Origin of the sequence: Chishuiella changwenlii (genome assembly GCF_900142565.1) — a bacterium.
Taxonomy (GTDB): domain Bacteria; phylum Bacteroidota; class Bacteroidia; order Flavobacteriales; family Weeksellaceae; genus Empedobacter; species Empedobacter changwenlii.
The window spans coordinates 102,922-125,496 of record NZ_FRBH01000002.1 but is presented as its reverse complement, the minus strand read 5'-3'; the positions used below and the strand labels follow the sequence as shown (position 1 = coordinate 125,496).

The window sequence follows — 22,575 nt, the reverse complement described above, 5'->3', positions numbered from 1 at the left end:
TATGGATATTATTATTAAATCTTTCAATCGTCCCTATTATTTAGACAGATGTTTAGATTCTATTTATAAACATGTCAAAGGGAATTTTACTGTTACTGTTTTAGATGACGGTACTCCAGAAAAATTTTTAAATAAAATTAAAATTAAGTATCCTGAGATAAAAGTTATTCTTTCAGAAAATTATGATATAAAGTCAAAAAAGCTAGAGAATAGTCAAGATATTGATGGATTTAATATTCCTACAAATCTTTGGATAAATGCAGTTAAAAATGCGAAAGATTATGTTCTTGTAACAGAAGACGATGTTTGGTTTGTAAATGATATTAATGTAGACGAGATAATTCGTCAAATGAAGGCTGATTCAATACAACTTGTAAAATTAGGATGGCTTGGCAAAAAGTCTAATTCGTCTGTAGATGAAGTTAATTTATCAAAAGAAATTGTATCAACTTATCCTAAAAATCTCTTTACAAGTTCTGAATTAATTATGGATTTATTCTTCTATAATAAATTTAAATTCTATACAATTCTATATAAACTAGGTCTTGTAAATAATCATACGGTTGATAAATATTGGGTTCTTAACTCTATTTTAATGGGACTTTATCATAAAGATTATTGGTTACACATTTGGAAAGATGCGAAAGGAAAAGTAGATGAACTTCAACAATTACGCAATGCTTCAGTATGGTTTAATCAATACAAAAAAAATACAAAAATAATTGCTAGAACAGAAGCTGAAGTGTTAAAAACTACATTCAGTTCTTCTGCTACAAATTCTTATCATAAATACGGAATAAGTATTGATATGAACACTGTTAATCGTATTCTTAACAATGCATGGTTAGATGATAAATTGAATGTAACAGAAAATTTTCCTAACGATTTTTCTGATGACTATATTGCTTCTTTCATACAAGAAGATGTTGATATTGATAGCTGGAAAAAATGGGTTGAAAAGTTTAAAAATCAATATAGAAATGTTGGAGCTAAAGTTGATTAATTAAAATGAGAAAAAAGAAAATCCTTTTCAGAAATCGCTCATTAGAAGTTGGCGGGTCAGAAAAAATATTATTAAATATTCTTCAAAACTTAGATCGAAATAAATTTGATATCACATTAGTTTTAAATTTTAAAGAAGGAGAATTTATCAATCAATTACCTCCCGATGTAAAAGTAAAAAGTATAACAAACGGTATAGATTTTCTAAATAAAAACTCTTTTTTATCTAAATTAAATCGAGCTATAAAAAGACTACAATATTTTTTATTTCAAACATATCCAATTGCTTTTTATAAAAAACATCAATTAATGGATATTGAAACCGAAATTGCCTTTTCTCACTACATGATTCCGACTGTTTTAAATAGCCCAATTAAGGCAAGTAAAAAGATTTTTTGGTTTCATGGCGATTTACTCGAATTTTCTTTAACAGATGATGAGAAATATAAATTGGTTCAGAGTTTATTAAAATTCGACCAAGGTGTTTTTGTTTCTGAGCATTCTAAGAAAAATATCGAAAATAATTATAAAATTAAACTGTCTAACTCTACTGTTATTTATAACCCGATAAATACAATGGAAATAAAAGATAAATCAAACGAAGAAATGAATGAAACTATTTCTTTCTTTGATTTTATATCTATCGGGAGATTTGGTAAAGCAAAAGGTTTTGATGATTTAGTTAATGCTCATTATCAGTTAATAAATGAAGGTTATAAAATTAATACTGCAATAGTTGGTTCTGGTGAAGAGTATGAAAATATTAAACAACTTATTAAACAATATAATTTAGAAGATAGTTTTCATTTATTAGGCTTTCAGTCTAATCCATTAAAATATCTAAAAAACAGTAATTATTTTATTTTTCCTACCTATACAGAATCTTACCCTACTGTTGTTGCAGAATCCTTAATTCTTGGAGTTCCTGTACTTTCAACTAATGTTGGAGGAATTCCAGAAATGGTGATAAACGAGCAAGAAGGATTTCTTTTTAATCCAGGAAAAGAAAATGTGTATAAATACATGAAAAAAGTATTAGATGATAAAGAATTATTAATTCAATTAAAGCAGAATTGTAAACAGAGTCATTTAAAATTTAATTTAGAACAGCAATTAAATAAAATTGAACAACTATTTATAAATATTTAGATTTATCTTTTACTTAAATTAAAACCACTTAAAACTAAATTTCGTGACCAACTTAAAAAAAATACTATTTGTAAACACTGATTTAAGAGGTGGAGGCGCCGAGAAAATATTGGTAAATATTGTTAATAGTTTTGATTATTCTCAATATGAAGTCACTGTTCTAACCATTTTTAAAGAAGGAATAAATAGAGAAGATTTAAACAAAGAAATTAAACAAGAATGGATTTTTGAAAAACCATTTAAAGGATATACTCGTTTAGCTTTATTATTTTCTCCTAAATTTTTATTTAAACGGTTTATTAAGTCAGATAATTACGATGTTATTATTTCATTTTTAGAAGGCTTTCCTTCTCGAATTGTTGCTGGTTGTACAAATCCAAATATTAAATTAATAAGTTGGATTCATTTAGAATTATATGAAAATACAATTGGATACGAGTTTAGAAACAAAAAGGAGGCTGTTAAGTGTTACAATAAATTTCATAAAATTGTTTCCGTAGCGAAAACAGTACAAGACCATTTTACAAAATGTGTAGCAATTCCTCAGGATAAGTTAGAAGTTATCTATAATCCACTAGAAATAGACGAAATAACAACAAAAGCTGAAATTAATCCATATCAAAAAATAGATAAAATTAGATTAGTAACGGTAGGAAGGTTAAATCCTCAAAAAGGATATGATCGTTTAGTGAGAATTATGAAAAAATTAAAATCGGATGGTTTTGATTTTGAACTAAATATTTTAGGAATGGGACCTATGGAAGCTGAATTAAAGAAATATGTTATCGACAATGATTTGTCAGATCAAATTAATTTCTTAGGCTTCCAGAAAAATCCATATCCTTATATAAAACATGCAGATTTATTTGTTTGCTCTTCTCATAAAGAAGGTTATAGTACAGTTGTTACAGAATCTGTTATTTTAGAAACTCCTGTTATTACAACAAACTGTTCTGGAATGGAAGAAATTTTAGATAATGGAAATGCTGGTATTATTGTAAACAATTCCGAAGATGCTCTTTACGAAGGCTTAAAAAATATTTTAAATGCCAATGAGCCTCTAGCCTCTCTTCAAGAAAAAACTAATTTGAGAGCAATTTTTCTAAAGAATAGAAATTCTTTCAATCAAATTTTAGAATTAATCAATTAACATAAAAAAAGCACTTCATATGAAGTGCTTTTCTATATTTAGAAATATTTTATTCTTGTACTAATAATCTAAATCCTTCTCCGTGAATATTAACAATTTCTACTGCTGCATCTTGTTTTAGATACTTACGTAATTTTGCAATATACACGTCCATAGATCTAGATGTAAAATAATTATCATCGTGCCAAATGCGTGTTAAAGCAATTTCTCTTGGCATTAAATCATTTTTATAAACAGCTAATAAACGTAATAATTCGTTTTCTTTTGGAGATAATTTCTGCGATTTACCATCGTAAATTAATTGTCTCAATTTAGCATTGAAATTAAATTTACCAATTTTGAAATCGTCTTGCTCAAACTTTTCATCTTCTCCAGAATTGCGTTGTAAAACAGCTTTTATTTTATACAACAAAACTTCCGAATCAAACGGTTTTAGCACATAATCATCTGCCCCGATTTTATACCCATTTAATACATCTTCACGCATATTTTTTGCAGTTAAGAATATTATAGGTTGTTCTCCTTTTAGTTCTTTGATTTCCTTTCCTAAAGTAAATCCATCCTTTTTAGGCATCATTACATCTAAGATACACAAATCATAATCGCTTTCTTTAAATTTTGTAAGTCCGTCCTCACCATCAATGGCGTGAGTTACGTCAAAATCATTTATAACTAAATAGTCTTTTAATACACTACCAAAACTTGGATCATCTTCTACTAAAAGTAGTCTTTGTTTATCGCTCATGGATTTATGATTTTAGAGGAATTTTAATATAAAAAGTACTTCCTTTTCCTGGAGAGCTTTCTGCCCAAACTTGTCCGTTGTGTAACTGTACAATTTTTTTAACATAAGCTAAGCCAAGTCCATGACCTTTTACATTGTGTATATTTCCTGTTTCTTCTCTATAAAATTGTTCAAATATTTTTTTAATAACATTCTGTGACATTCCCATTCCTTTATCTGAAATCTCTATCATAAAGTTTTGGTCTTTGTTATATGTTTTTACCGTAATTTCTGGCGCATTAGGCGAATATTTACGAGCATTATCCAAAACGTTTATCACGATATTCTCTAAATGAAAAGGATCGCCTTTCACAAAAGAATGTTCTGCATTATATTGTTCAAATATTGTACCATTTCTTTCTTCAACAATGAACCTAATTGGTTCAACGCTCTTTTGTACTACTCCATTCAGGTTAACTTCTTGCAAATTCATGTCCATTTGGTTCATGTCTAATTTTGACATTCTTAAGACCATTTCTACATGGGCATTCATTCGTTTGTTCTCCTGTTTAATTAAATCTGCGTAATATTTAACCTTATCTGGATCTGTAAATACCTTTTCATTTCTAAGCGCATCAGACGCAATATTAATTGTGGCAATAGGAGTTTTAAACTCGTGTGTCATGTTATTAATAAAGTCTGTTTTTACTTCCGAACTTTTTCGTTGAAGTTGCATATAATAAATTGACAATGAGAAAACTGTAATAATTATCATTGTTAAAATAAAAGTCAATGATATGATGGGTACAGTTGGTGCAAGAATTGCTAATTTTCTATTCTCAAAATTGGCTGCTAAATAATATTCAATTCTATCTTTTCTATCTAAAAATAAAGGAACCATAAATTCAATTTTCGTAGAATCAAAATTTTCTGATTTTATGGATGTTTCTGTAGAATCCTTTTTTAGAACAGCTAAAATTGGTAATGCTTGATTTATTCCTCTATTTCGTAATTCTGTTTTCAAGATAGAATCTAACATTTTATACGAAATTCTTTTATCTATAGGTGTCGTTCCTGCATCCCAACGTGCAGCACTTTCTAATGTAAAAGTTCCGTCTTGTAATGAATGTTCCCAGTTGAAATTAAGATTAGGAATTCCGTCAGAATTAGGATCTTTTTTTATTTTGTAAACTTGTTCTTGCGAATAAATATTAGCCTTTGTTAAACTATCATTATACTGACCAGAAGGTAACATAGATTTCTCTACTACATATCTGGTAACATAGGCATATGTAACTCCTAAAGAGTCTTTGATAACTTGATTCGTTACAACTTGAGGTTTATCTTTATTAGACTTTAAATCAGCCTGAATATTATTAAATTTCTTATAATATTTTTCTAATTCAGATTTATTTATCTTCTCTGTTGTATAATTCATTGCTTGGTACACGTTGTTATTAAAACTTTCGGTACCTGTTTTAATTGTCAGATTTAGCCAATAAAACTGAATTATAATTAATCCAATAAGCGCAACGCTCATTATTCCTATTAAGATTTTATAAAATCCTTTTTTCATCTAATTTATACTAATTAGTTTTTTCCTTTATTTAAAGAAATAATATACAATTATTTCCTGAATTTTAAGCTTTATTTATAAAGAAAACTTTTCTTTAAGTTGAAAATATGTTTTCTCTACTTCATTTTTCAGATGCTTTAAATCTGCATTATTATCAATAATAAAATCTGATTTAGCTATTCTTTCTTCATCAGAAATCTGATTATTAATTCTTTTCAAGACCTCTTCTTTAGTAGATTGGTCTCGTGCAATTGTTCGCTCAATTCTTTTATCTAAATCAACAACAACGCTTACAACTGCATCACAATCTTTATAACTCCCGCTTTCAATTAAAATTGCAGCTTCTTTGATTAAAATTTTACTATTCTGTTCTTTTTTCCAATTTTCGAAATCCAAAAAAACAGCAGGATGAACAATTTTATTCAGAGCATTTAGCTTTTCCTTATTATTAAAAATTTGTTTTGCTATAAAAGCTCTATTCAAACCTTCTTTCGTGTAGGCTTCATCTCCAAAAACCTGAATTACTTTTGATTTTACAGTTTCATCTTCATTCTGAATAACTTTTGCTCGTGTATCAGAATTGTAAACAGGAATTCCCAATTCTTCAAAAAAATGAGCTGCAGTTGATTTTCCAGAACCAATACCTCCTGTTATTCCTACTATAAAAGTTTGCTTGTTTTTCACGGTTTGAAGTTAAAAAAATGCCGAAGAATAAATTCTTCGGCAATGAGTTAAATATATGTTAACCTTATTTTAATTTTTTTCTTCTACAGCTTTAGTGCTTTTTTCAGCTTTTTCTGTAGATTTTCCATAACGAGCAGCTGTTAACTCTCTAGAAATAGAAGCTTTTTCAAATTTAATTTTTCCAGCTCCAGTTTCAATAAGAATTGCATCATCATAAACTTCGTTTATTTTTCCATGAATACCAGAAGTTGTTACAACTTGATCTCCACGTTTGATATCTGCTTGAAATTGTTTTTCTTGCTTAGCTTTTTTTTGTTGAGGACGAATCATGAAAAAATACATAATTACGAACATTCCTCCAAACATCAATAACATTGACATTCCTCCTCCTTGAGCACCAGCTTGTAAAAAGATTGTTTGAATCATTTTATTATATTAATTGTTAAATTTATTTACCAAAAGCTTCTTGTGCCGTTTGGTTACTAGCAGCAGCTCCTGTAACATTTGCAGTAATATCAAACTTTTCGTGTCCATTAACAGTGTTAGTTACTAATGTTACCGTTTTTTGTTGTTTACCATTCATGTTACCAGCAGTATACTGAACTTTGATAGAATCTGTACCTCCAACTGGAATTGGGTTTGTAGGAAATTCTGGAACTGTACAACCACAAGTTGCAGAAGCATCGCGAATTACTAATGGAGATTTTCCATCATTTTTAAACTTCACATATGTTTCTACTTTATTATTTGCCTGTACATCACCAAAATCATGACTTGCTTCAGCCAATGTTAAAATTGGAGCTGTTGCAGGATCTACGATGTTTTCTGCTTGTTGAGCAGTTTCTTCGGCTGTAAAACTTTCACTTGCTTTTTTCTCTCCACAAGAAGTTGCAACAAATGATAATGCAAATGCACCTAAAATAAATATTTTATTTTTCATTTTTTTTAATTTATTAGTCTTAGCCAAATTTAAGAAATTTTTATTATTATAATAATCCTCTACCGTATTTTGGTAAATTATCATTGTCTTTTAACTCTTTTAAAGATTTATCTAAGATTCCGTTAACAAATACACGAGATTTTTCTGTAGAATAATTTTTTGCTAACTCTACATATTCATTAATTGTAACCTTTGCTGGAATGTTTGGAAAATGTAAAAATTCAGTTAAAGCCATTTCTAAAATTATTAAATCTATTGTTGCAATACGATCTAATTCCCAGTTTTGAGCTTTCTCTTCAACTATTTTTCTTGTTTCTGACTGATGACGTACTGTTTTACGGAATAACTCTTCTGTAAACTTTTTATCATCTAAATCTTTGTATACTTTAAATAAAGAAATTAATGGAGAACTATTTTCTCTAAAAGATTTTAAAGTCGTATACACCATTGCATTAGCAATATGTACATCATCTGCCCAAGTGATTTGTATACCTTCTAAATAATCGTGTAAATCTTCATATTCAGCAATAAACTCTACATATAAATTCATGATAAATTCTAAATCTTCTGCAAAAGAATTTTTATCATTTTTCATGTAATCTTTATAAAGATCACTTTCTATTAAATTTTTGTAAATATTATTTGGGTAAGAATCGTAAATATCCCAAAGTAAGCTTTTGTTATCATTAGAATATCTGCTTAACTCAAGATTTTGTTCTAAAATTGTGAAAACTTTATTGTTCACAAATTTTAAATTTGGATTTAAATCTTCTTTTGTCGGAAAGTTTTTAGATTTTGCTAATTCTATTTTGTGCTCAGCAATTTCTTTTTGAATTTTAATTAAATTCAAGAAATAAATGTACAAATCGTAGATTTGGTCAATGCTTTTCAGCATATTTTTTTCGACCATTCTTTCTTCGCCATTTGTCCCTAAACAATTGTAAGCATAGATATTCTGCATTACTTTTTCGCGGAGTTGTCTTCTTCCCAACATAATTTCAATGATATAACGTCTAATAAATTAGTGCAAAGGTAAAAAAAAGAATGTAATTTTGCTTTGTGAAATCATTACAAAAACTAAATATTTTTCTGTGGAAGTATAAATGGAGAATTTTACTAGGCTTCATTTTTACAATTTGTGCCAATTGGGTGCAAGTTTTTTCCGTTACGTATATTAGAGAAGCTATTAACGCTGTAGAAGAATTACTCCGTAATTTTAAACAAAATGGTAACGATAATATAGATTTATTAAAACAAGGTTTAATGTATGCTAGTTTGGCTTTCTTTGGCTTTAAAGTTTTAGGAGGTATTTTAACTGTTGGTACAAGACAAATGATTATTGTTGCGTCACGTTACATTGAATTTGATTTAAAAAATGTAATCTATGATAAATACCAAAAGCTATCTCTATCATTTTATAAAAAGCATAAGACGGGAGATTTAATGAACCGTATTACCGAAGACGTTGGTTTAGTACGTATGTATTTAGGTCCTGGTATTATGTATCCGATAGATTTATTATCTCGTGTAATAATCATCGCTTACTTTATGTTGCAAATTGATAAAGAATTAACGCTTTATACATTAGCTCCTTTACCTATTCTATCCGTATTAATTTATAACGTTGCTAAAAATATCAACAAAAAAAGTAAACGTGTACAAGAACAGCAATCAACAATTTCATCTTCTGTACAAGATACTTTTTCTGGAATTAGAGTAATAAAATCATTTAATTCGGAAGGCTTCATCAAATCTAAATATCAAGTAGAAGCAGATGAATACCAAACCAGAGCTCTTAATTTAGCGCAAATACAAGCCGCTTTTGGTCCATTAATGGTTGTCGTTGTAGGTATAAGTAATTTAATGATCTTATATCTAGGTGGTTTAAAATATATAGAGGGAACAATGGACATTGGATCTATTGCTCAGTTTTTCCTTTATTTAAATATGCTAATTTGGCCTTTTACATCTCTTGGATGGATTACAATGGTTGTTCAACGTGCTGAAGCATCTATGTTCCGTATTAACGAATTCTTGAATGCTGAATCTGATATACAAGAAAAGGAATTTGAGTATCAACAAATAAATGGAAGCATAGAATTTAGAAATGTTTCTTATGTATACGATAATACTGGAATAAAAGCTTTAGATAATGTCTCATTCAAGATTAATAAAGGTGAAACATTAGCTATTTTAGGAAAAACAGGTTCCGGAAAATCAACAATTGCACTTTTAGTTACACGTTCATTAGAACCAACTTCTGGAGAAATTCTGATAGATGGAAAAAATATTAATGACTTAAGTATTCAAGCTGTAAGGGATGTTATTGGGTATGTTCCACAAGAAGCATTTTTATTCTCAGATTCTTTAACCAATAATATATTATTTGGGTCTGACGCTTCTGAAGAAATGATTGCCGAAGAATTTGCTAGAAAAGCTGTTGTACATAACAATATTGATAATTTTAAGGAAAGATATGATACTGTTGTCGGAGAACGAGGAGTAACACTTTCTGGTGGTCAAAAACAACGTGTTTCTATTGCTCGTGCATTGGTAAACGATCCTAATATTTTAATTTTCGATGATAGTTTATCTGCTGTTGATACAGAGACAGAAGAGCAAATTTTAAATAATCTTTCATCTGAAATTGATGGTAAAACAACTATTATAATTACACATCGTGTTTCTTCTGCAAAAAGAGCAGATCAGATTTTAATATTGAAAGACGGAAAAGTAATAGAAAATGATTCTAACGAAAATTTGATAAATAAACGTGGTTATTATTACGAATTGTACAATAAACAATTGCTAGATTAGCCTTGATATTTATTATTTCTCATTTTTTTATAAAAATCATCTAAAAAACTTGCTCGTTTGTTAAATTTTTATAGTTTTGTTAGGAAATATTTAACAATATAACCTTATACAGACTTATGAATAAATTTGAAAACCAAGAAAAGGTTGATGCAGAGGGAGTCTTTTCGAAAGTTCTAAGAGCAGGGCGAAGAACATATTTTTTTGATGTTAGAGAAACTCGCGCAGGAGATTATTACTTAACTATTACAGAAAGTAAAAAGAATACACAGGATGATGGTGCTGTGTATTATAAAAAACATAAAATCTATTTATATAAAGAAGATTTTGAAAGTTTTAAAGAAATGTTGGATGAAACAACAGATTTTGTTTTTTCGCAAAAGGGTGAAGAGGTAATTTCTGAGAAACATCAAAAAGATTTTGATCCAAAAAATAAAAACACAGTAAACGAAGAAGTTGAAGTTTCTTCTTTTACAAATGTAGATTTTGACGATATATAGTTATCTGATAAAAAAATAAGACTTACATCTCTCAATATTTTATTGAGAGATTTTTTTATGTTAAAAATCTATATAGAAGTTGTTTAAACTAATTACCATATTCTATAATTTTCAATTATAATCTTCTTTTTATTACAATCTGTCATATTGAGCTCGTCGAAACATTTTGATTATAAAAAAAGTTTAAACAAATTCAATAAAAAAAACTCCCAAAAGTAAATTTGGGAGTTTTAAATATTTTGATTAAACTAATCTTAGTTTAATAATTCTTTTACTTTATCTGCAGCATTTTGTAAAGTAATTGCTGAATGAACTTCTAGTCCAGAATCATCAATCATTTGTTTTGCAATTTCTGCATTTGTACCTTGTAAACGAACAATAATAGGAACATTAATTGCATCTCCCATATTTTTGTAAGCATCTAAAATACCTTGAGCAACACGATCACAACGAACGATTCCTCCAAAGATATTAACTAAAATAGCTTTTACATTTTCGTCTAATAAGATAATACGGAAAGCTTTTTCTACACGCTCAGCATCTGCAGTACCACCAACATCTAAGAAGTTTGCAGGATTACCTCCTGATAACTTAATAATATCCATAGTAGCCATTGCTAAACCAGCTCCATTAACCATACATCCAACGTTTCCGTCTAATTTTACGAAGTTTAATCCAGCTTCACCAGCTTCAACTTCTGTAGGGTCTTCTTCTCTTGTATCGCGTAATGCAGCAATATCTGGATGACGGAATAATGCATTGTCATCTAATGTTACTTTAGCATCAACAGCTATAATTTTGTTATCTGATGTTTTAAGAACTGGATTGATCTCAAACATAGAAGCATCAATAGAAACATAAGCATTATATAAAGCTGTAATAAATTTTACACCTTCTTTAAAAGCGTTTCCTGATAAACCTAAATTAAATGCAACTTTACGAGCTTGGAAACCTTGAATTCCAACAGTTGGGTCAATTTCTTCAGTAAAAATTTTATCTGGAGTATGCTCAGCAACTTCTTCAATATCCATTCCTCCTTCTGTAGAATACATAATCATATTCTTTCCAGTAGCACGATCTAATAATACAGAAACATAGTACTCTTCAGTTTCAGATTCCCCTGGATAATAAACATCCTCAGCAATAAATACTTGGTGAACTTTCTTACCTTCTGCTGAAGTTTGAGGAGTAACTAATTGCATACCGATAATATCGTTTGCTCTTTCTCTAACCTCATCTAAGTTCTTAGCAAGCTTTACTCCACCTCCTTTTCCACGACCACCTGCGTGTACTTGAGCTTTAATAACATGCCATCCTGTTCCAGTTTGCTCTGTTAATGTTTTAGCAGCTTCAACAGCTTCCTCTGGTGTTGTAGCAACAATTCCTCGTTGTACGTTTACACCATATTTACTAAGAATTTCTTTTCCTTGATATTCGTGAAGATTCATTTTTTTTGATTTTTTCCATTACAAAAATAGAAATATTGTTGATGTATTCTAAATTTTTAGCCAAGAATTTTATCATGTAACAGAAAAAAAATATTCGTAAATGCTTATTTAGTATTCTAATAAATAATTAATAACGATTTATTAACTCAAAACAAATTCGATACACTTAAAAAATTATCTTTTTAATATTATTGTTTTTTTTGTAAATTTATTTCATATTTTTTTTTAAGAATATAAACCTAACCAAACCAACTTAATACATAATATGAAAAACTTAGCTTTTATCATGACCATTTCGGTATGTGCAAATTTTTGTTATGCACAAAAAAATACACCTTCAACTTTTAATTATTCTATTTCAGACACAACAAAAAATATAAAAACAGAAATACCACCTTTATCCTCAGCTTATGATTCTCATAACAATAGCTTCTTAAAAAAATCCATTGTACCAGCAGTATTATTTGGAGCAACTGCTGCTACTTGGAATGACAGAGAAAATATTAGAGATGTAAGAAATAGATATATACCTACTTTTAAAGCAAGCTATGATGATTATCTACAATATGCTCCAGCAGCAGTTGTTTATGGATTACAAATAGCGGGTGTAAAAGGTAGAAATAATATAAAAAGAGCTACTTTATCACATCTTAGTAGTTTAGCTATAATGGGAATTGTTGTAAATACGTTGAAAAGAACAACTAAAGTACAACGACCAGACGAATCTGCTAACAATTCTTTTCCTTCTGGACATACAGCAATGGCTTTTACGAATGCTTCTTTTTTACATAAAGAATATGGCGTTGTAAACACAGCTTATAGTATTGGAGGATATAGTGCGGCTACATTAACAGGTCTTGGTAGAAATTTAAATAACAGGCATTGGGTTTCTGATGTATTGGCTGGTGCTGGAATTGGAATATTATCTACTGAATTAGGTTATTTCTTTATAGATAAGCTTTATAAGAATAAGGGAGATAATCTTGGATTATTATCAAAAATAGAAGGAAATGATAATCCTTCTTTTTTAGCATTAAAAGTAGGTCCTACTTTTCCTATTAATAATTTTATAGATGATAGAAAAGACATGGGATTTGAAATGGGACTAGAAGGAGCCTATTTCTTCTCTAAGAAATTTGGTTTAGGTGCAGAATTTGGTTTTACAAGTTTTCCTATCCAATCTGTAAAATTAGATGTAGAGGATCATGAAGAATTAAAAACTGTAGATGTTAATTATGAATCTTTAGGATTTTTAAATTTATCAGTAGGTCCATATTTTTCTCATTCATTCTCAGAAAACTGGGAAGTTTCTCTTAAAGCTACAGCAGGAATTTCTAATCCTGCATCTGGAAAAGTTATTATTGAAGGAGATCTTATTGATACTCCCAATAAGGAGCTAGAAATTGTATCTTACACTCCTACTACATCTTTTAGAAGAAATTTTGGCGCAGCAATAACTTATAAGTTTAATCCTGAATTAGGTCTCACATTCTTCTCCGAATACAGTCAAATAAATACGAAGATAAAATATGAAGCTATAAATAATTTAATTGAAGATGAAGATGATATAGAAAATATTACTGACCGAGAAAAAATAAAATTCGTAACATTAGGTCTAAGAGTTACTGCATTTTTCTAATTAATCATTCCTAATATAATAAGCAAACAATTATTAATTAAATACAGACATGACAGAATAAGCAATACGTTCTTAGAGTTTTTTTAAAAATTTAAATTTAACTTTACGCCAAACAATTATCATACAATGTCTGTAAATAAAGAAATAAAAAGAATCACAACCGAAACTTTACGTAAAATGAAAGTTGATGGAGAAAAAATCTCTATGCTTACAGCTTACGATTATACAATGTCTTTGTTAGCTGATAAAGCTAATTTAGACGCCATTTTAGTTGGAGATTCTGCAGCAAATGTAATGGCTGGTCACGAAACGACTTTACCTATTACTTTAGATCAGATGATTTATCATGCACAATGTGTTGTTCGTGGTGCAAAACGTTCACTTGTTGTCGTTGATTTACCTTTCGGTACGTACCAGTCTGATCCGCAAAAAGCATTAGAATCTGCGGTAAGAATTATGAAAGAATCTGGTGCTCATGCTATAAAATTAGAAGGAGGAAAAGAGATTGAAGAATCTATTCGTCGCATTGTAAATGCTGGTATTCCTGTTATGGGACACTTAGGTTTAACACCACAATCTATCTATCAATTTGGTTCTTATAAAGTGCGTGCAAAAGAAGATGCAGAAGCAAATAAATTATTAGAAGATGCAAAATTGTTAGAGGAATTAGGTTGTTTTTCTGTTGTTATGGAGAAAATTCCTGCAGAATTAGCTAAAAAAGTTACAGAAGCTGTTTCTATTCCTACAATTGGTATTGGAGCTGGAAATGGTTGTGACGGACAAGTTTTAGTTATTCATGATATGTTAGGGTTAAACAACGAATTTAAACCTAAATTTGTTCGCAAGTATTTAAATTTAGAAGATCAAATGGTTCAAGCAATTGAGCAATATGTAGAAGATGTAAAATCATCTGATTTTCCAAATATTAACGAACAATATTAAGATATAGTAAAAGTAATAAGTTTTGAAAAATATCTTTTTTAAAACTTATTACTTAAAATACAACACGTATAAATGAATCCCGAAATTTTATTCGAAGATAATCACCTCCTAATTATTAATAAAAAAGCAGGAGAACTAGCGCAAGGAGATGAAACAGGAGACGTTCCACTTATCGATAGTCTAAAGGACTATATAAAGAAACGTGACAATAAACCTGGAAATGTTTTTTTAGGTTTAGTGCATCGTTTAGATAGACCTACTTCTGGAATTCTTATTTTCGCAAAAACTTCAAAGGCATTGACACGAATGAACGAGATGTTTCAGAAAAGAAATATTGATAAAGTTTACCGTGCAATTGTACAAAATAAACCTCCTCATAATTTTGAGCGTTTAGAACATTATTTAAGAAAAAATCCTAAAAATAATAAAACAACTGTTTATACTAAACCTGCTGCAGATGCTAAACAAGCAATTTTAGAGTATACTTATTTAGGTGCTTTAGATTCTTTTCATTGCGTAGAAGTTAAACTATTCACTGGACGCTCTCATCAAATTAGATCTCAACTTTCTTACATTGGTTGTCCAATAAAAGGAGATTTAAAATATGGAGCGAAACGTTCTAATCCAGATGGAAGTATTTGTTTACATGCTTACAAAATAACATTTGAACATCCTGTTAAAAAAGAAGAAATGACAATATTTGCACCTGTTCCAAAGGATCCTATTTGGCAAGCAACAACAAAATTATAATTTGTAAATTCGTATCTTATTTTATTCATACAAATGAACAGTATTTTCTATTTCATCATTTATCAATTTTCTCGGTTACCATTATCGATTTTATACGTGTTGTCAGATTTTTTATTTTTTCTCTTACACACAGTTATTGGTTACAGAAGAAGAGTTATTAAAACTAATTTAGAAAATTCTTTCCCAGAAAAATCTGCAAAAGAAATTAAAGCTATTCAGAAAAAATTCTATGCAAATTTTTGTGATTATCTTATTGAAACTTTAAAGACTTTTTCTATATCTCAAGAAGAGTTAGATAAAAGATTTACGTATTCTAATTTAGAAGTTTTTCATAAAATTAAAGCTGAAAATCGTAATGTTATTATGATGGCTGGACATATGTTTAATTGGGAATGGTTTGTTGGTACAGCAAAACATTTACCTGCTAAAAATACTGTTGCTGTTTATCATAAAATTGGAAATCCTTTTTGGAACGATAAAATAAATAAAATGAGAGGGAAATATGGTACAGAAGCTATCGATATGAAAGATGTTTTACGTACCATGATGAAAACTCCTAACGATGGAAATTCTACTTATCTTTTTGTTGCAGATCAAAGTCCAAAAAAATCAGCAGTTCATTACTTTATTGATTTTCTAAATCAAAGAACTCCTGCATTTAACGGGTTTGATAAAATTGCTCAACGCCAAAATTTAGGTGTCGTTTATTGTAAAACAGAAAAAATAAAACGTGGATATTATCACACAACTTTTATAGAAATTGAACCTAAAGGAGAAAAATTTGAGGAAAACGAAATTGTTCATCAATTTTTTAGTCTTTTAGCTCAAACTATACAAGAGCATCCTGATAATTGGCTTTGGAGTCACAAACGTTGGAAATTTGCCAACATGTAAATTATCAACTCTTATCTAACTATTCTTTATTAATCGCTGCAAAATTAAATACATGAAAACAGCTATCGTTATTTTAAACTGGAATGGAGCAAAATTACTTCCTCAATTTTTGCCTTCTGTTATCAATTATTCTAAAGATGCAGAAGTTTATATTATTGATAACGCTTCAACAGATAATTCAATCCATTTAATAAAAACTGAATTTCCTTCTGTAAAAATCATTCAGAATAAAGGAAATTATGGTTTTGCTAAAGGTTATAATGAAGGTTTAAAACAAATTAATGCTGAGTATTTTTGTTTATTAAATTCTGATGTTGAAGTAACAGAAAATTGGCTTCAACCAATTGAAGAGTTGTTTAATCAAAATGCAGAAATAGCTGCTATTCAACCCAAAATATTAGACTACAAAAACAAAAAATATTTTGAATATGCAGGAGCTGGAGGCGGTTTTATAGACAAATTTGGTTATCCATTTTGTAGAGGAAGAGTTTTCTCTACCTTAGAAGAAGATAAAGGACAATACAACGATACAACCCAAATATTCTGGGCAAGTGGTGCAAGTTTATTTATCAGAAGCAAAGATTTCTTTGCGCAAAATGGTTTTGATGAAGATTTTTTTGCACACATGGAAGAAATTGATTTATGTTGGCGATTAAACAATGCAAATAGAAAAATTTATTATTGCGGACAATCTACAGTTTATCATTTAGGAGGAGCAACTTTAGATAAATCAAATCCAAAAAAATGGTATTTAAATTATAGAAATAGTTTGTGGATGCTTTTAAAAAATCTACCTAAAGAAAAATTATTTCCAGTTATTTTCACTCGATTATCTTTAGATGGAATTGCTGCAATTGCATTTCTACCAAAACAGGGTCTTCCACATGTTTGGTCTGTTTTTATTTCACATGTTCATTTTTATTTAGGTTTTATAAAAATGTATAAAAAGCGTCAAACAAATCAAAACAAAAATTATTCTAACACCTCTTTATTACCTGTACAATTCTTTTTAAAAAAACGTCAATATTTTAAAGATTTAAAATAATTATCTAGCCTTAGATAAATTATTACTATTATTTTAACAAAATTTTAAATTCTACAATTGTAGATTTGTTTTGTTTTTTTTCATAATATTGTTCAACAAAACAATTGATATGAGACTACTTTACAAACTTATTGCATGTACAACATTGTTTACATCTTCAATATTTGCTCAAAAATTAGAGGTAAAATATCAGGAGCTAATGATTGTAGATAAAGATGATTTTAAAAAATCGATGAAATTTGAATCTTCAACTTCTTCAAAACTTCCAAGTGGGTTTGAAGATCAAGTTTATAAAAGCATGACTGAACCTAAAGATTATTTGTTAACAATTTTTGATAATGAATCATATTACAAAAAAGAAGAAAAAATAAGTAATAATCAATCTACAGGTGGATTTTCTATCTCTTTTAGTACAAGTGGTGCTGGAGAAGGACTATATAAGAATATTGAAACCAAACAATACATTACAAATGTTTCTAGCTTTGATAAAGCATTTACAATAAAAGATCAATTAAAAAATTATGATTGGAAATTATCTCGAGAAACTAAAAAAATTCTTGGTTTTGATGTTAAAAAAGCAACTGCAACAGTTGACAGTACGACTATAGTTGCTTGGTATGCTCCATCATTAGCTGTTAAGAATGGACCTGGAAAATATGATGGTTTACCTGGATTAATTTTAGAAACTGAATCTCAAGACAGCAAAGACAAAATGAATGCTAAAACAGTTATTAGAGTTATTGAAGTAAAAGAAGTTCCTGATCTAAAAAAAATAGATAAGCCTAAAGAAAAGAATATCGTTACCAATGACGAATTCAAAAAAGTAATGGATGCTCAGAATGAAAAGTTCAAAAAAATGCGTTCAGAAGGTGTTGATAGAAAAGATTAGGATAAAATTATCATTTTTTAATAATCAAAAAGCTTACATTTAAGTAAGAAATATATCAAAAAACAAATTTTATGAGAGCTTTAATAATTGTTGATTTACAAAACGATTTTTTACCTGGGGGAGCATTAGCAGTTAACGAAGGTGATAAAATAATTCAACGCATCAATCAACTTCAAGAAAAATATGATATCATTGTTGCAACACAAGATTGGCATCCTTCTCAACATAAAAGTTTTGCAAGCATGCATGCTGGTAAAGAACCATTTGAAGTTATAGATCTTAATGGAACTCGTCAAGTTTTATGGCCAGACCATTGTGTACAAGGTTCTAAAGGTGCTGAACTACATAAAGATTTGAATCAAAATAAAATTCGTGCAATTTTTCGTAAAGGAATGAATCCTGAGGTAGATTCTTACAGTGCTTTTTTTGATGTTAATAAGAAAAACCCAACAGGTTTAGATGGTTTTCTAAAAAATCTTAATGTAACTAGCGTTTTTGTATGTGGACTGGCAGCTGACTATTGTGTGTACTACACAGCAAAAGATGCGTTAGAATTGGGTTATACAACATCTATTTTAGAGGGTTCTACGAAAGCTATTAATCCAGAATATTTTGAAGAACTGAAACAAGATTTCACTAAAAAAGGAGGAAGTGTTTCTACTTATTTATTGTAATGCATTACTGATAAAAATATAAATGTCATTTATAATTAATGTTTTAAATGACATTTTTTTAAAATTTTGTAACAATATTCTATATAAGTAGACTAACTAAGAAAATACAATAACATGAGAAAAACAATATTAACTTTTACTTTAGGAATACTTACAGCAACATTTTCATTTGCACAAGATAAAAAAGTACAAAACATTGAAGCAACTTATGTTGCAGAAATAAAAATGGATTATGATAAAGTGATGGCACAAGTTCCACAACAATATAGAGCACAAGTTGGCCCTATGTTGAAAGCTGAGTTAGATGCAGGAATTTTCATGAATTATTTTTTTAAAAATAATGGAAAGATGTCTACTTATACTTTAGAAGAAAAAGTAGGTAATGCTCAATCTCAAGGTGGAATGATTGCTCAACAAATGGCAACTTTTGATAATAAACCTACTTATAAAGATTTCTCTGCTACACCAGCTATGTCTTACAAAGAAGTAGATATGATGGGTAAAGCTTTCTTAATAAAAGATAAAATTCCAGATTACAAATGGAAAATTTCTCGTGAAAAAACAGAAATTGCAGGTTATCAGGCAACTAAAGCAGAAGGCGTAATGATGGATTCTATTCCTGTTACTGCTTGGTTTGCTCCGGCTATTGCTGTAAAAGATGGACCTGTTGGTTTTGCAGGTTTACCAGGATTTATTGTAAAAGCAGAATTTGATTTCAACAATGCACATACAATTGTTACATTAAAGGATTTAAAAATTTCTGACAAAGATTTAAAAATCACTTTACCAACAAAAGGACAGGTTGTAACAACTGAAGAATTTATGAAAGTTGTAACTGACATGCAGAAAAAATTCCAAGAAATGTCAAATAGTGGTGTTGATACAAAATAACACTATTCATATTATAAAAATCAGTTGAAACTTTAGTTTCAACTGATTTCCTCTCCCAAATCTCTATACCAAATAATTATTATATCATCTATCTATATGAAAAAAATACTCTATCCATTATTATTTATTGGAGGCATTCAACTTGCCTTTTCGCAAGAATGTAAATTGAAAGGAACAATTGCTGACGAGAATGGAATTCCCGTTACAGATGCATCAGTTTCTATTTTCGATAGTAAAAACGAAGGTAAAGGTTTCGTATTTACAAGTAACGTAGGAGAGTTTGAATTTAAACTACCTTGTGGACAGAAATATGACATAGAAATAGAACAACCTGGTTTTGAAACTTATATTGAGAATGTTGATTTAGCTAGTAATATTAACAAGAGTATAAAATTAAAAAAAGGGCAAGAAATTTCTTTACAAGAAACAATCGTAAAAGCTCAACAAGCAATCAAAGTAAAAGGAGATACAATTGAGTTTGATGCAGATTCTTTTAAAGTTGGTAATGAAGAGGTTTTAGAAGATGTCTTAAAAAAATTACCAGGTATTGAAGTTCAGAACGGTAAAGTTTTCTATAAAGGTAAACCTATGTCGCAAGTGACAGTTGGTGGACGAGAAGTATTAGGTGGTAATGAAAAATTATTAAATAAAAATCTACCATCAGATGCTGTTTCTAAAATCCAGTTAAATACAAAATTTAAATCAAACCCTTTTGCTTCATCATTACAAGAAGATGACGAACAATTTTCATTAAACATCGAGTTAAAAGATGATATGAAAAGTCTTGTTTTTGGTAATGTTACATTAGGTGGTGATGCAGATAAACATACAGACGCACAAGCCAAAATATTTTACTTTTCAGAAAAAACAGACGCTACATTAATTAATGATTTCAATACTTACGGAAAACAAGTATTTGATCAAGATGACTATGTAAGCTTTATGGGTGGTTATTCAGAATTTATGTCAGAAGGTAGTGTCTTATCTATCCGTCAAGGAAATAATAGTTTAGGAATGCCTACAGAGTCTAATGCTCCTGATATGAATACGTATAATGGTGCAGCTCATTTCGGAATAGAGTCTAGTAAGAGATTAAAAATAACTGGTTTTGGTTTAATTAATACAAACAATATCAGATATAATTCTAAAGTAGAAAGATTCTACAATACTGTAGAAGATCCATATACAACAATAGATGAGCAAAGAAATAAAAACAATACTTTAATGGGAATGTCTCGCTTACGTTTAGATTATAATCCAAACGATAAAGCACAAATTAAGTACCGTTTAAATTTCAACTATGTTGGTAATGAAGATGAGCAATCAGTAGATAATTATTACGATGATCAAAAAATAGGGTATAGAAATAATTACACAGACCGTAAAAACTATTCCTTATTACAAACCATATCTTATGTTAGTAAAGTAGGTCGTGACCATAATATTGGTTTTTATTTACGTCATCAATATCAGAAAGAAACTCCAGATTATCAAATGTTTTCTACAACACAACCATTTAGTGTTTTTGGAAATCTTTCTACAGATGCAGAAAATAGATACAACTTAAATCAAAACCAAAATTATGTAGTTAATACATTTCAGGCTTATACTGTCTTTAATTATTTAGTAACAAACACTGCTAACTTAAAATTTAAAGCTGGAACAAATTTTAGTATACAAGATTTTTCTAATAAGTTATATGACTTTCAACAATTAATCACAGCAAATAATGCTGTTGCAGATACAAATTTAAATTATAACGAAACTTTTGGAGATGTAACATTAACTAAGAAAATAGGTAATCTACAGGCAGATTTAGGTGCCGGAGTTTCATTTTTTAACGAAAAGGTTGATTACGCAAACAATGCATCTGTAAGTTTTAACGAAACGAAAGTTTTACCACATGCCAGATTAAATTATAAATTTAGTAATGCAACTAATCTTACAGCTAATTATCAGCAAGCTTATGAATTGCCACATGCAAAAGATTTAACAGATTCGTATGTTTTACAAAGTTACTTTACAGTTTTTCAAGGTAACCAAAATTTAAGACAAGCTTTAACTCATACAGCATCATTAAACTTTGGGCATTACAATTCATTTAAATTCTTTTTCATGAATGCTGGTTTAACTTATACGAAGAGAGAGAAAAGTTTTGTTACATCAACAGTATTAAATCAGGAAAGTTTAACACAGGTTAATACACTTCTTAATTCTGACTTTGATAATGAAAGTTATTCAGGAAGATTTATGATTTCGAAAAGATTTGTTAAGTGGTACAATGTTAGAGGAACTGCTAACATTAATTTTTCAGATTATTATACATATACTGGTCGTAGAAATGATAATACAGAAACTGTAATTAATAATACTTCATTTACACAAACTTATAATTTAGAGAATGCTTTCACATTCAATAAAAAATTTGAATTAAAAGCTGGATTAAATTTAAGCTTAAGCAATTTCGAATCTTTGTTTAAACAAAAATTTGAAACGTGGCGTCCATATACTGAAGCTGCATGGTCGGTTACAGATAAATTATTAATCCAATCAGATTTTTCTTATCGTTTGCAATATCGTAATGGTGAAAAATTGAACGATGCAAAAGAATGGAATGCTTCTGTACGTTACAATATTGCCAAGAAAACGTACTTAAGCGTTATTGGAGGAAACCTTTTAGGAAATAATGCCATAGTAACTAATGGTTTTGATAATAACTTTATATCTACTTCTACAAGAAATGTACTTGGACGATATTTTATTGTCAACTTAAGATATAAGTTTTAAAATATGATTTTATAACACAAAAATTGTTAAAAACGCACTCTACCTAAAGAGTGCGTTTTTATTTTTGTAATTTAGAG

21 protein-coding genes are annotated in these 22,575 nt (G+C 28.9%); 14 read left to right on the top strand and 7 right to left on the bottom strand.

Annotation, left to right across the window (positions count from 1 at the left end; translation table 11 throughout):
* Position 1: 1 nt before the first annotated feature.
* Genes BUA86_RS02250 through BUA86_RS02240 form a run of 3 tightly spaced genes read left to right on the top strand, consistent with a single transcriptional unit; the run spans position 2 to position 3,301 of the window.
* Positions 2-1,003 carry a glycosyltransferase family protein gene (locus BUA86_RS02250; RefSeq protein WP_072929456.1) on the top strand — a complete coding sequence of 334 codons (1,002 nt, stop codon included), beginning with the start codon at positions 2-4 and terminating at the stop codon, positions 1,001-1,003.
* A 5-nt stretch (positions 1,004-1,008) separates the two neighbouring features.
* Positions 1,009-2,151: a glycosyltransferase gene (locus BUA86_RS02245; protein ID WP_072929454.1), complete on the top strand. Its 1,143-nt coding sequence runs from the start codon at positions 1,009-1,011 to the stop codon at positions 2,149-2,151.
* Positions 2,152-2,194: 43 nt separating this feature from the next.
* Positions 2,195-3,301: a glycosyltransferase gene (locus BUA86_RS02240; RefSeq protein WP_072929452.1), complete on the top strand. Its 1,107-nt coding sequence runs from the start codon at positions 2,195-2,197 to the stop codon at positions 3,299-3,301.
* A gap of 49 nt (positions 3,302-3,350) precedes the next feature.
* On the opposite strand, the gene BUA86_RS02235 is transcribed toward BUA86_RS02240, so the two are convergent.
* The 6 genes from BUA86_RS02235 to nusB all read right to left on the bottom strand — a co-directional run bounded on the left by BUA86_RS02235 (position 3,351) and on the right by nusB (position 8,219).
* Positions 3,351-4,046 (bottom strand): response regulator transcription factor, encoded by a 696-nt coding sequence (locus tag BUA86_RS02235; protein WP_072929450.1) that lies wholly within the window; start codon positions 4,044-4,046, stop codon positions 3,351-3,353.
* A gap of 4 nt (positions 4,047-4,050) precedes the next feature.
* Positions 4,051-5,601 carry a sensor histidine kinase gene (locus tag BUA86_RS02230; RefSeq protein ID WP_072929448.1) on the bottom strand — a complete coding sequence of 517 codons (1,551 nt, stop codon included), beginning with the start codon at positions 5,599-5,601 and terminating at the stop codon, positions 4,051-4,053.
* A gap of 75 nt (positions 5,602-5,676) precedes the next feature.
* On the bottom strand, positions 5,677-6,285 hold the full coding sequence (gene coaE / locus BUA86_RS02225; protein ID WP_083580272.1) for a dephospho-CoA kinase: 609 nt from the start codon (positions 6,283-6,285) through the stop codon (positions 5,677-5,679).
* A 69-nt stretch (positions 6,286-6,354) separates the two neighbouring features.
* Positions 6,355-6,711: a preprotein translocase subunit YajC gene (yajC, locus tag BUA86_RS02220; RefSeq protein WP_072929446.1), complete on the bottom strand. Its 357-nt coding sequence runs from the start codon at positions 6,709-6,711 to the stop codon at positions 6,355-6,357.
* Between the two features lie 22 nt (positions 6,712-6,733).
* On the bottom strand, positions 6,734-7,225 hold the full coding sequence (locus BUA86_RS02215; RefSeq protein WP_072929827.1) for a DUF1573 domain-containing protein: 492 nt from the start codon (positions 7,223-7,225) through the stop codon (positions 6,734-6,736).
* A 46-nt stretch (positions 7,226-7,271) separates the two neighbouring features.
* Positions 7,272-8,219, bottom strand: coding sequence for a transcription antitermination factor NusB (nusB, locus tag BUA86_RS02210; protein ID WP_072929444.1), 948 nt, complete (start codon positions 8,217-8,219; stop codon positions 7,272-7,274).
* 65 nt (positions 8,220-8,284) lie between these two features.
* Here nusB and BUA86_RS02205 point away from each other — a divergent pair, with 65 nt between their 5' ends.
* Both BUA86_RS02205 and BUA86_RS02200 read left to right on the top strand, forming a co-directional pair.
* On the top strand, positions 8,285-10,042 hold the full coding sequence (locus BUA86_RS02205; protein ID WP_072929442.1) for an ABC transporter ATP-binding protein: 1,758 nt from the start codon (positions 8,285-8,287) through the stop codon (positions 10,040-10,042).
* Between the two features lie 116 nt (positions 10,043-10,158).
* Positions 10,159-10,539, top strand: coding sequence for a PUR family DNA/RNA-binding protein (locus BUA86_RS02200; RefSeq protein WP_072929439.1), 381 nt, complete (start codon positions 10,159-10,161; stop codon positions 10,537-10,539).
* A gap of 254 nt (positions 10,540-10,793) precedes the next feature.
* Here BUA86_RS02200 and sucC read toward each other — a convergent pair whose 3' ends face one another.
* A complete protein-coding gene (gene sucC / locus BUA86_RS02195; protein WP_072929437.1) occupies positions 10,794-11,987 on the bottom strand; it encodes an ADP-forming succinate--CoA ligase subunit beta in 1,194 nt (397 codons plus the stop codon).
* A 265-nt stretch (positions 11,988-12,252) separates the two neighbouring features.
* Here sucC and BUA86_RS02190 point away from each other — a divergent pair, with 265 nt between their 5' ends.
* The 9 genes from BUA86_RS02190 (at position 12,253) to BUA86_RS02150 (ending at position 22,498) form a co-directional block, all read left to right on the top strand.
* Positions 12,253-13,626, top strand: coding sequence for a phosphatase PAP2 family protein (locus tag BUA86_RS02190; RefSeq protein WP_229731906.1), 1,374 nt, complete (start codon positions 12,253-12,255; stop codon positions 13,624-13,626).
* Positions 13,627-13,752: 126 nt separating this feature from the next.
* On the top strand, positions 13,753-14,568 hold the full coding sequence (gene panB, locus BUA86_RS02185; protein WP_072929435.1) for a 3-methyl-2-oxobutanoate hydroxymethyltransferase: 816 nt from the start codon (positions 13,753-13,755) through the stop codon (positions 14,566-14,568).
* A gap of 72 nt (positions 14,569-14,640) precedes the next feature.
* Complete coding sequence (locus BUA86_RS02180; RefSeq protein WP_072929434.1) at positions 14,641-15,318, top strand: RluA family pseudouridine synthase; 678 nt, start codon at positions 14,641-14,643, stop codon at positions 15,316-15,318.
* A gap of 18 nt (positions 15,319-15,336) precedes the next feature.
* Positions 15,337-16,212, top strand: coding sequence for a lysophospholipid acyltransferase family protein (locus BUA86_RS02175; protein WP_308419280.1), 876 nt, complete (start codon positions 15,337-15,339; stop codon positions 16,210-16,212).
* Positions 16,213-16,264: 52 nt separating this feature from the next.
* Positions 16,265-17,257, top strand: a complete 993-nt coding sequence (locus BUA86_RS02170) for a glycosyltransferase family 2 protein (RefSeq protein ID WP_072929430.1) — start codon at positions 16,265-16,267, stop codon at positions 17,255-17,257.
* Between the two features lie 109 nt (positions 17,258-17,366).
* Positions 17,367-18,146 carry a GLPGLI family protein gene (locus BUA86_RS02165; protein WP_072929428.1) on the top strand — a complete coding sequence of 260 codons (780 nt, stop codon included), beginning with the start codon at positions 17,367-17,369 and terminating at the stop codon, positions 18,144-18,146.
* A 71-nt stretch (positions 18,147-18,217) separates the two neighbouring features.
* The gene (pncA, locus tag BUA86_RS02160; protein WP_072929426.1) at positions 18,218-18,820 is read left to right on the top strand and encodes a bifunctional nicotinamidase/pyrazinamidase; all 603 of its coding nucleotides are present in this window, start codon (positions 18,218-18,220) and stop codon (positions 18,818-18,820) included.
* 114 nt (positions 18,821-18,934) lie between these two features.
* On the top strand, positions 18,935-19,711 hold the full coding sequence (locus BUA86_RS02155; protein ID WP_072929424.1) for a GLPGLI family protein: 777 nt from the start codon (positions 18,935-18,937) through the stop codon (positions 19,709-19,711).
* A 96-nt stretch (positions 19,712-19,807) separates the two neighbouring features.
* Positions 19,808-22,498: a TonB-dependent receptor gene (locus BUA86_RS02150; protein WP_072929422.1), complete on the top strand. Its 2,691-nt coding sequence runs from the start codon at positions 19,808-19,810 to the stop codon at positions 22,496-22,498.
* Positions 22,499-22,575: the final 77 nt, after the last annotated feature.

Excerpts from the sequence above, each read along its gene's own strand:
- BUA86_RS02250 (WP_072929456.1), top strand. The coding sequence starts at position 2 with ATGGATATTATTATTAAATCTTTCAATCGTCCCTATTATTTAGACAGA.
- BUA86_RS02245 (WP_072929454.1), top strand. The coding sequence starts at position 1,009 with ATGAGAAAAAAGAAAATCCTTTTCAGAAATCGCTCATTAGAAGTTGGC.
- BUA86_RS02235 (WP_072929450.1), bottom strand. The coding sequence starts at position 4,046 with ATGAGCGATAAACAAAGACTACTTTTAGTAGAAGATGATCCAAGTTTT.
- BUA86_RS02230 (WP_072929448.1), bottom strand. The coding sequence starts at position 5,601 with ATGAAAAAAGGATTTTATAAAATCTTAATAGGAATAATGAGCGTTGCG.
- yajC (WP_072929446.1), bottom strand. The coding sequence starts at position 6,711 with ATGATTCAAACAATCTTTTTACAAGCTGGTGCTCAAGGAGGAGGAATG.
- BUA86_RS02215 (WP_072929827.1), bottom strand. The coding sequence starts at position 7,225 with ATGAAAAATAAAATATTTATTTTAGGTGCATTTGCATTATCATTTGTT.
- nusB (WP_072929444.1), bottom strand. The coding sequence starts at position 8,219 with ATGTTGGGAAGAAGACAACTCCGCGAAAAAGTAATGCAGAATATCTAT.
- BUA86_RS02200 (WP_072929439.1), top strand. The coding sequence starts at position 10,159 with ATGAATAAATTTGAAAACCAAGAAAAGGTTGATGCAGAGGGAGTCTTT.
- sucC (WP_072929437.1), bottom strand. The coding sequence starts at position 11,987 with ATGAATCTTCACGAATATCAAGGAAAAGAAATTCTTAGTAAATATGGT.
- BUA86_RS02190 (WP_229731906.1), top strand. The coding sequence starts at position 12,253 with ATGAAAAACTTAGCTTTTATCATGACCATTTCGGTATGTGCAAATTTT.
- panB (WP_072929435.1), top strand. The coding sequence starts at position 13,753 with ATGTCTGTAAATAAAGAAATAAAAAGAATCACAACCGAAACTTTACGT.
- BUA86_RS02180 (WP_072929434.1), top strand. The coding sequence starts at position 14,641 with ATGAATCCCGAAATTTTATTCGAAGATAATCACCTCCTAATTATTAAT.
- BUA86_RS02170 (WP_072929430.1), top strand. The coding sequence starts at position 16,265 with ATGAAAACAGCTATCGTTATTTTAAACTGGAATGGAGCAAAATTACTT.
- BUA86_RS02165 (WP_072929428.1), top strand. The coding sequence starts at position 17,367 with ATGAGACTACTTTACAAACTTATTGCATGTACAACATTGTTTACATCT.
- pncA (WP_072929426.1), top strand. The coding sequence starts at position 18,218 with ATGAGAGCTTTAATAATTGTTGATTTACAAAACGATTTTTTACCTGGG.
- BUA86_RS02155 (WP_072929424.1), top strand. The coding sequence starts at position 18,935 with ATGAGAAAAACAATATTAACTTTTACTTTAGGAATACTTACAGCAACA.
- BUA86_RS02150 (WP_072929422.1), top strand. The coding sequence starts at position 19,808 with ATGAAAAAAATACTCTATCCATTATTATTTATTGGAGGCATTCAACTT.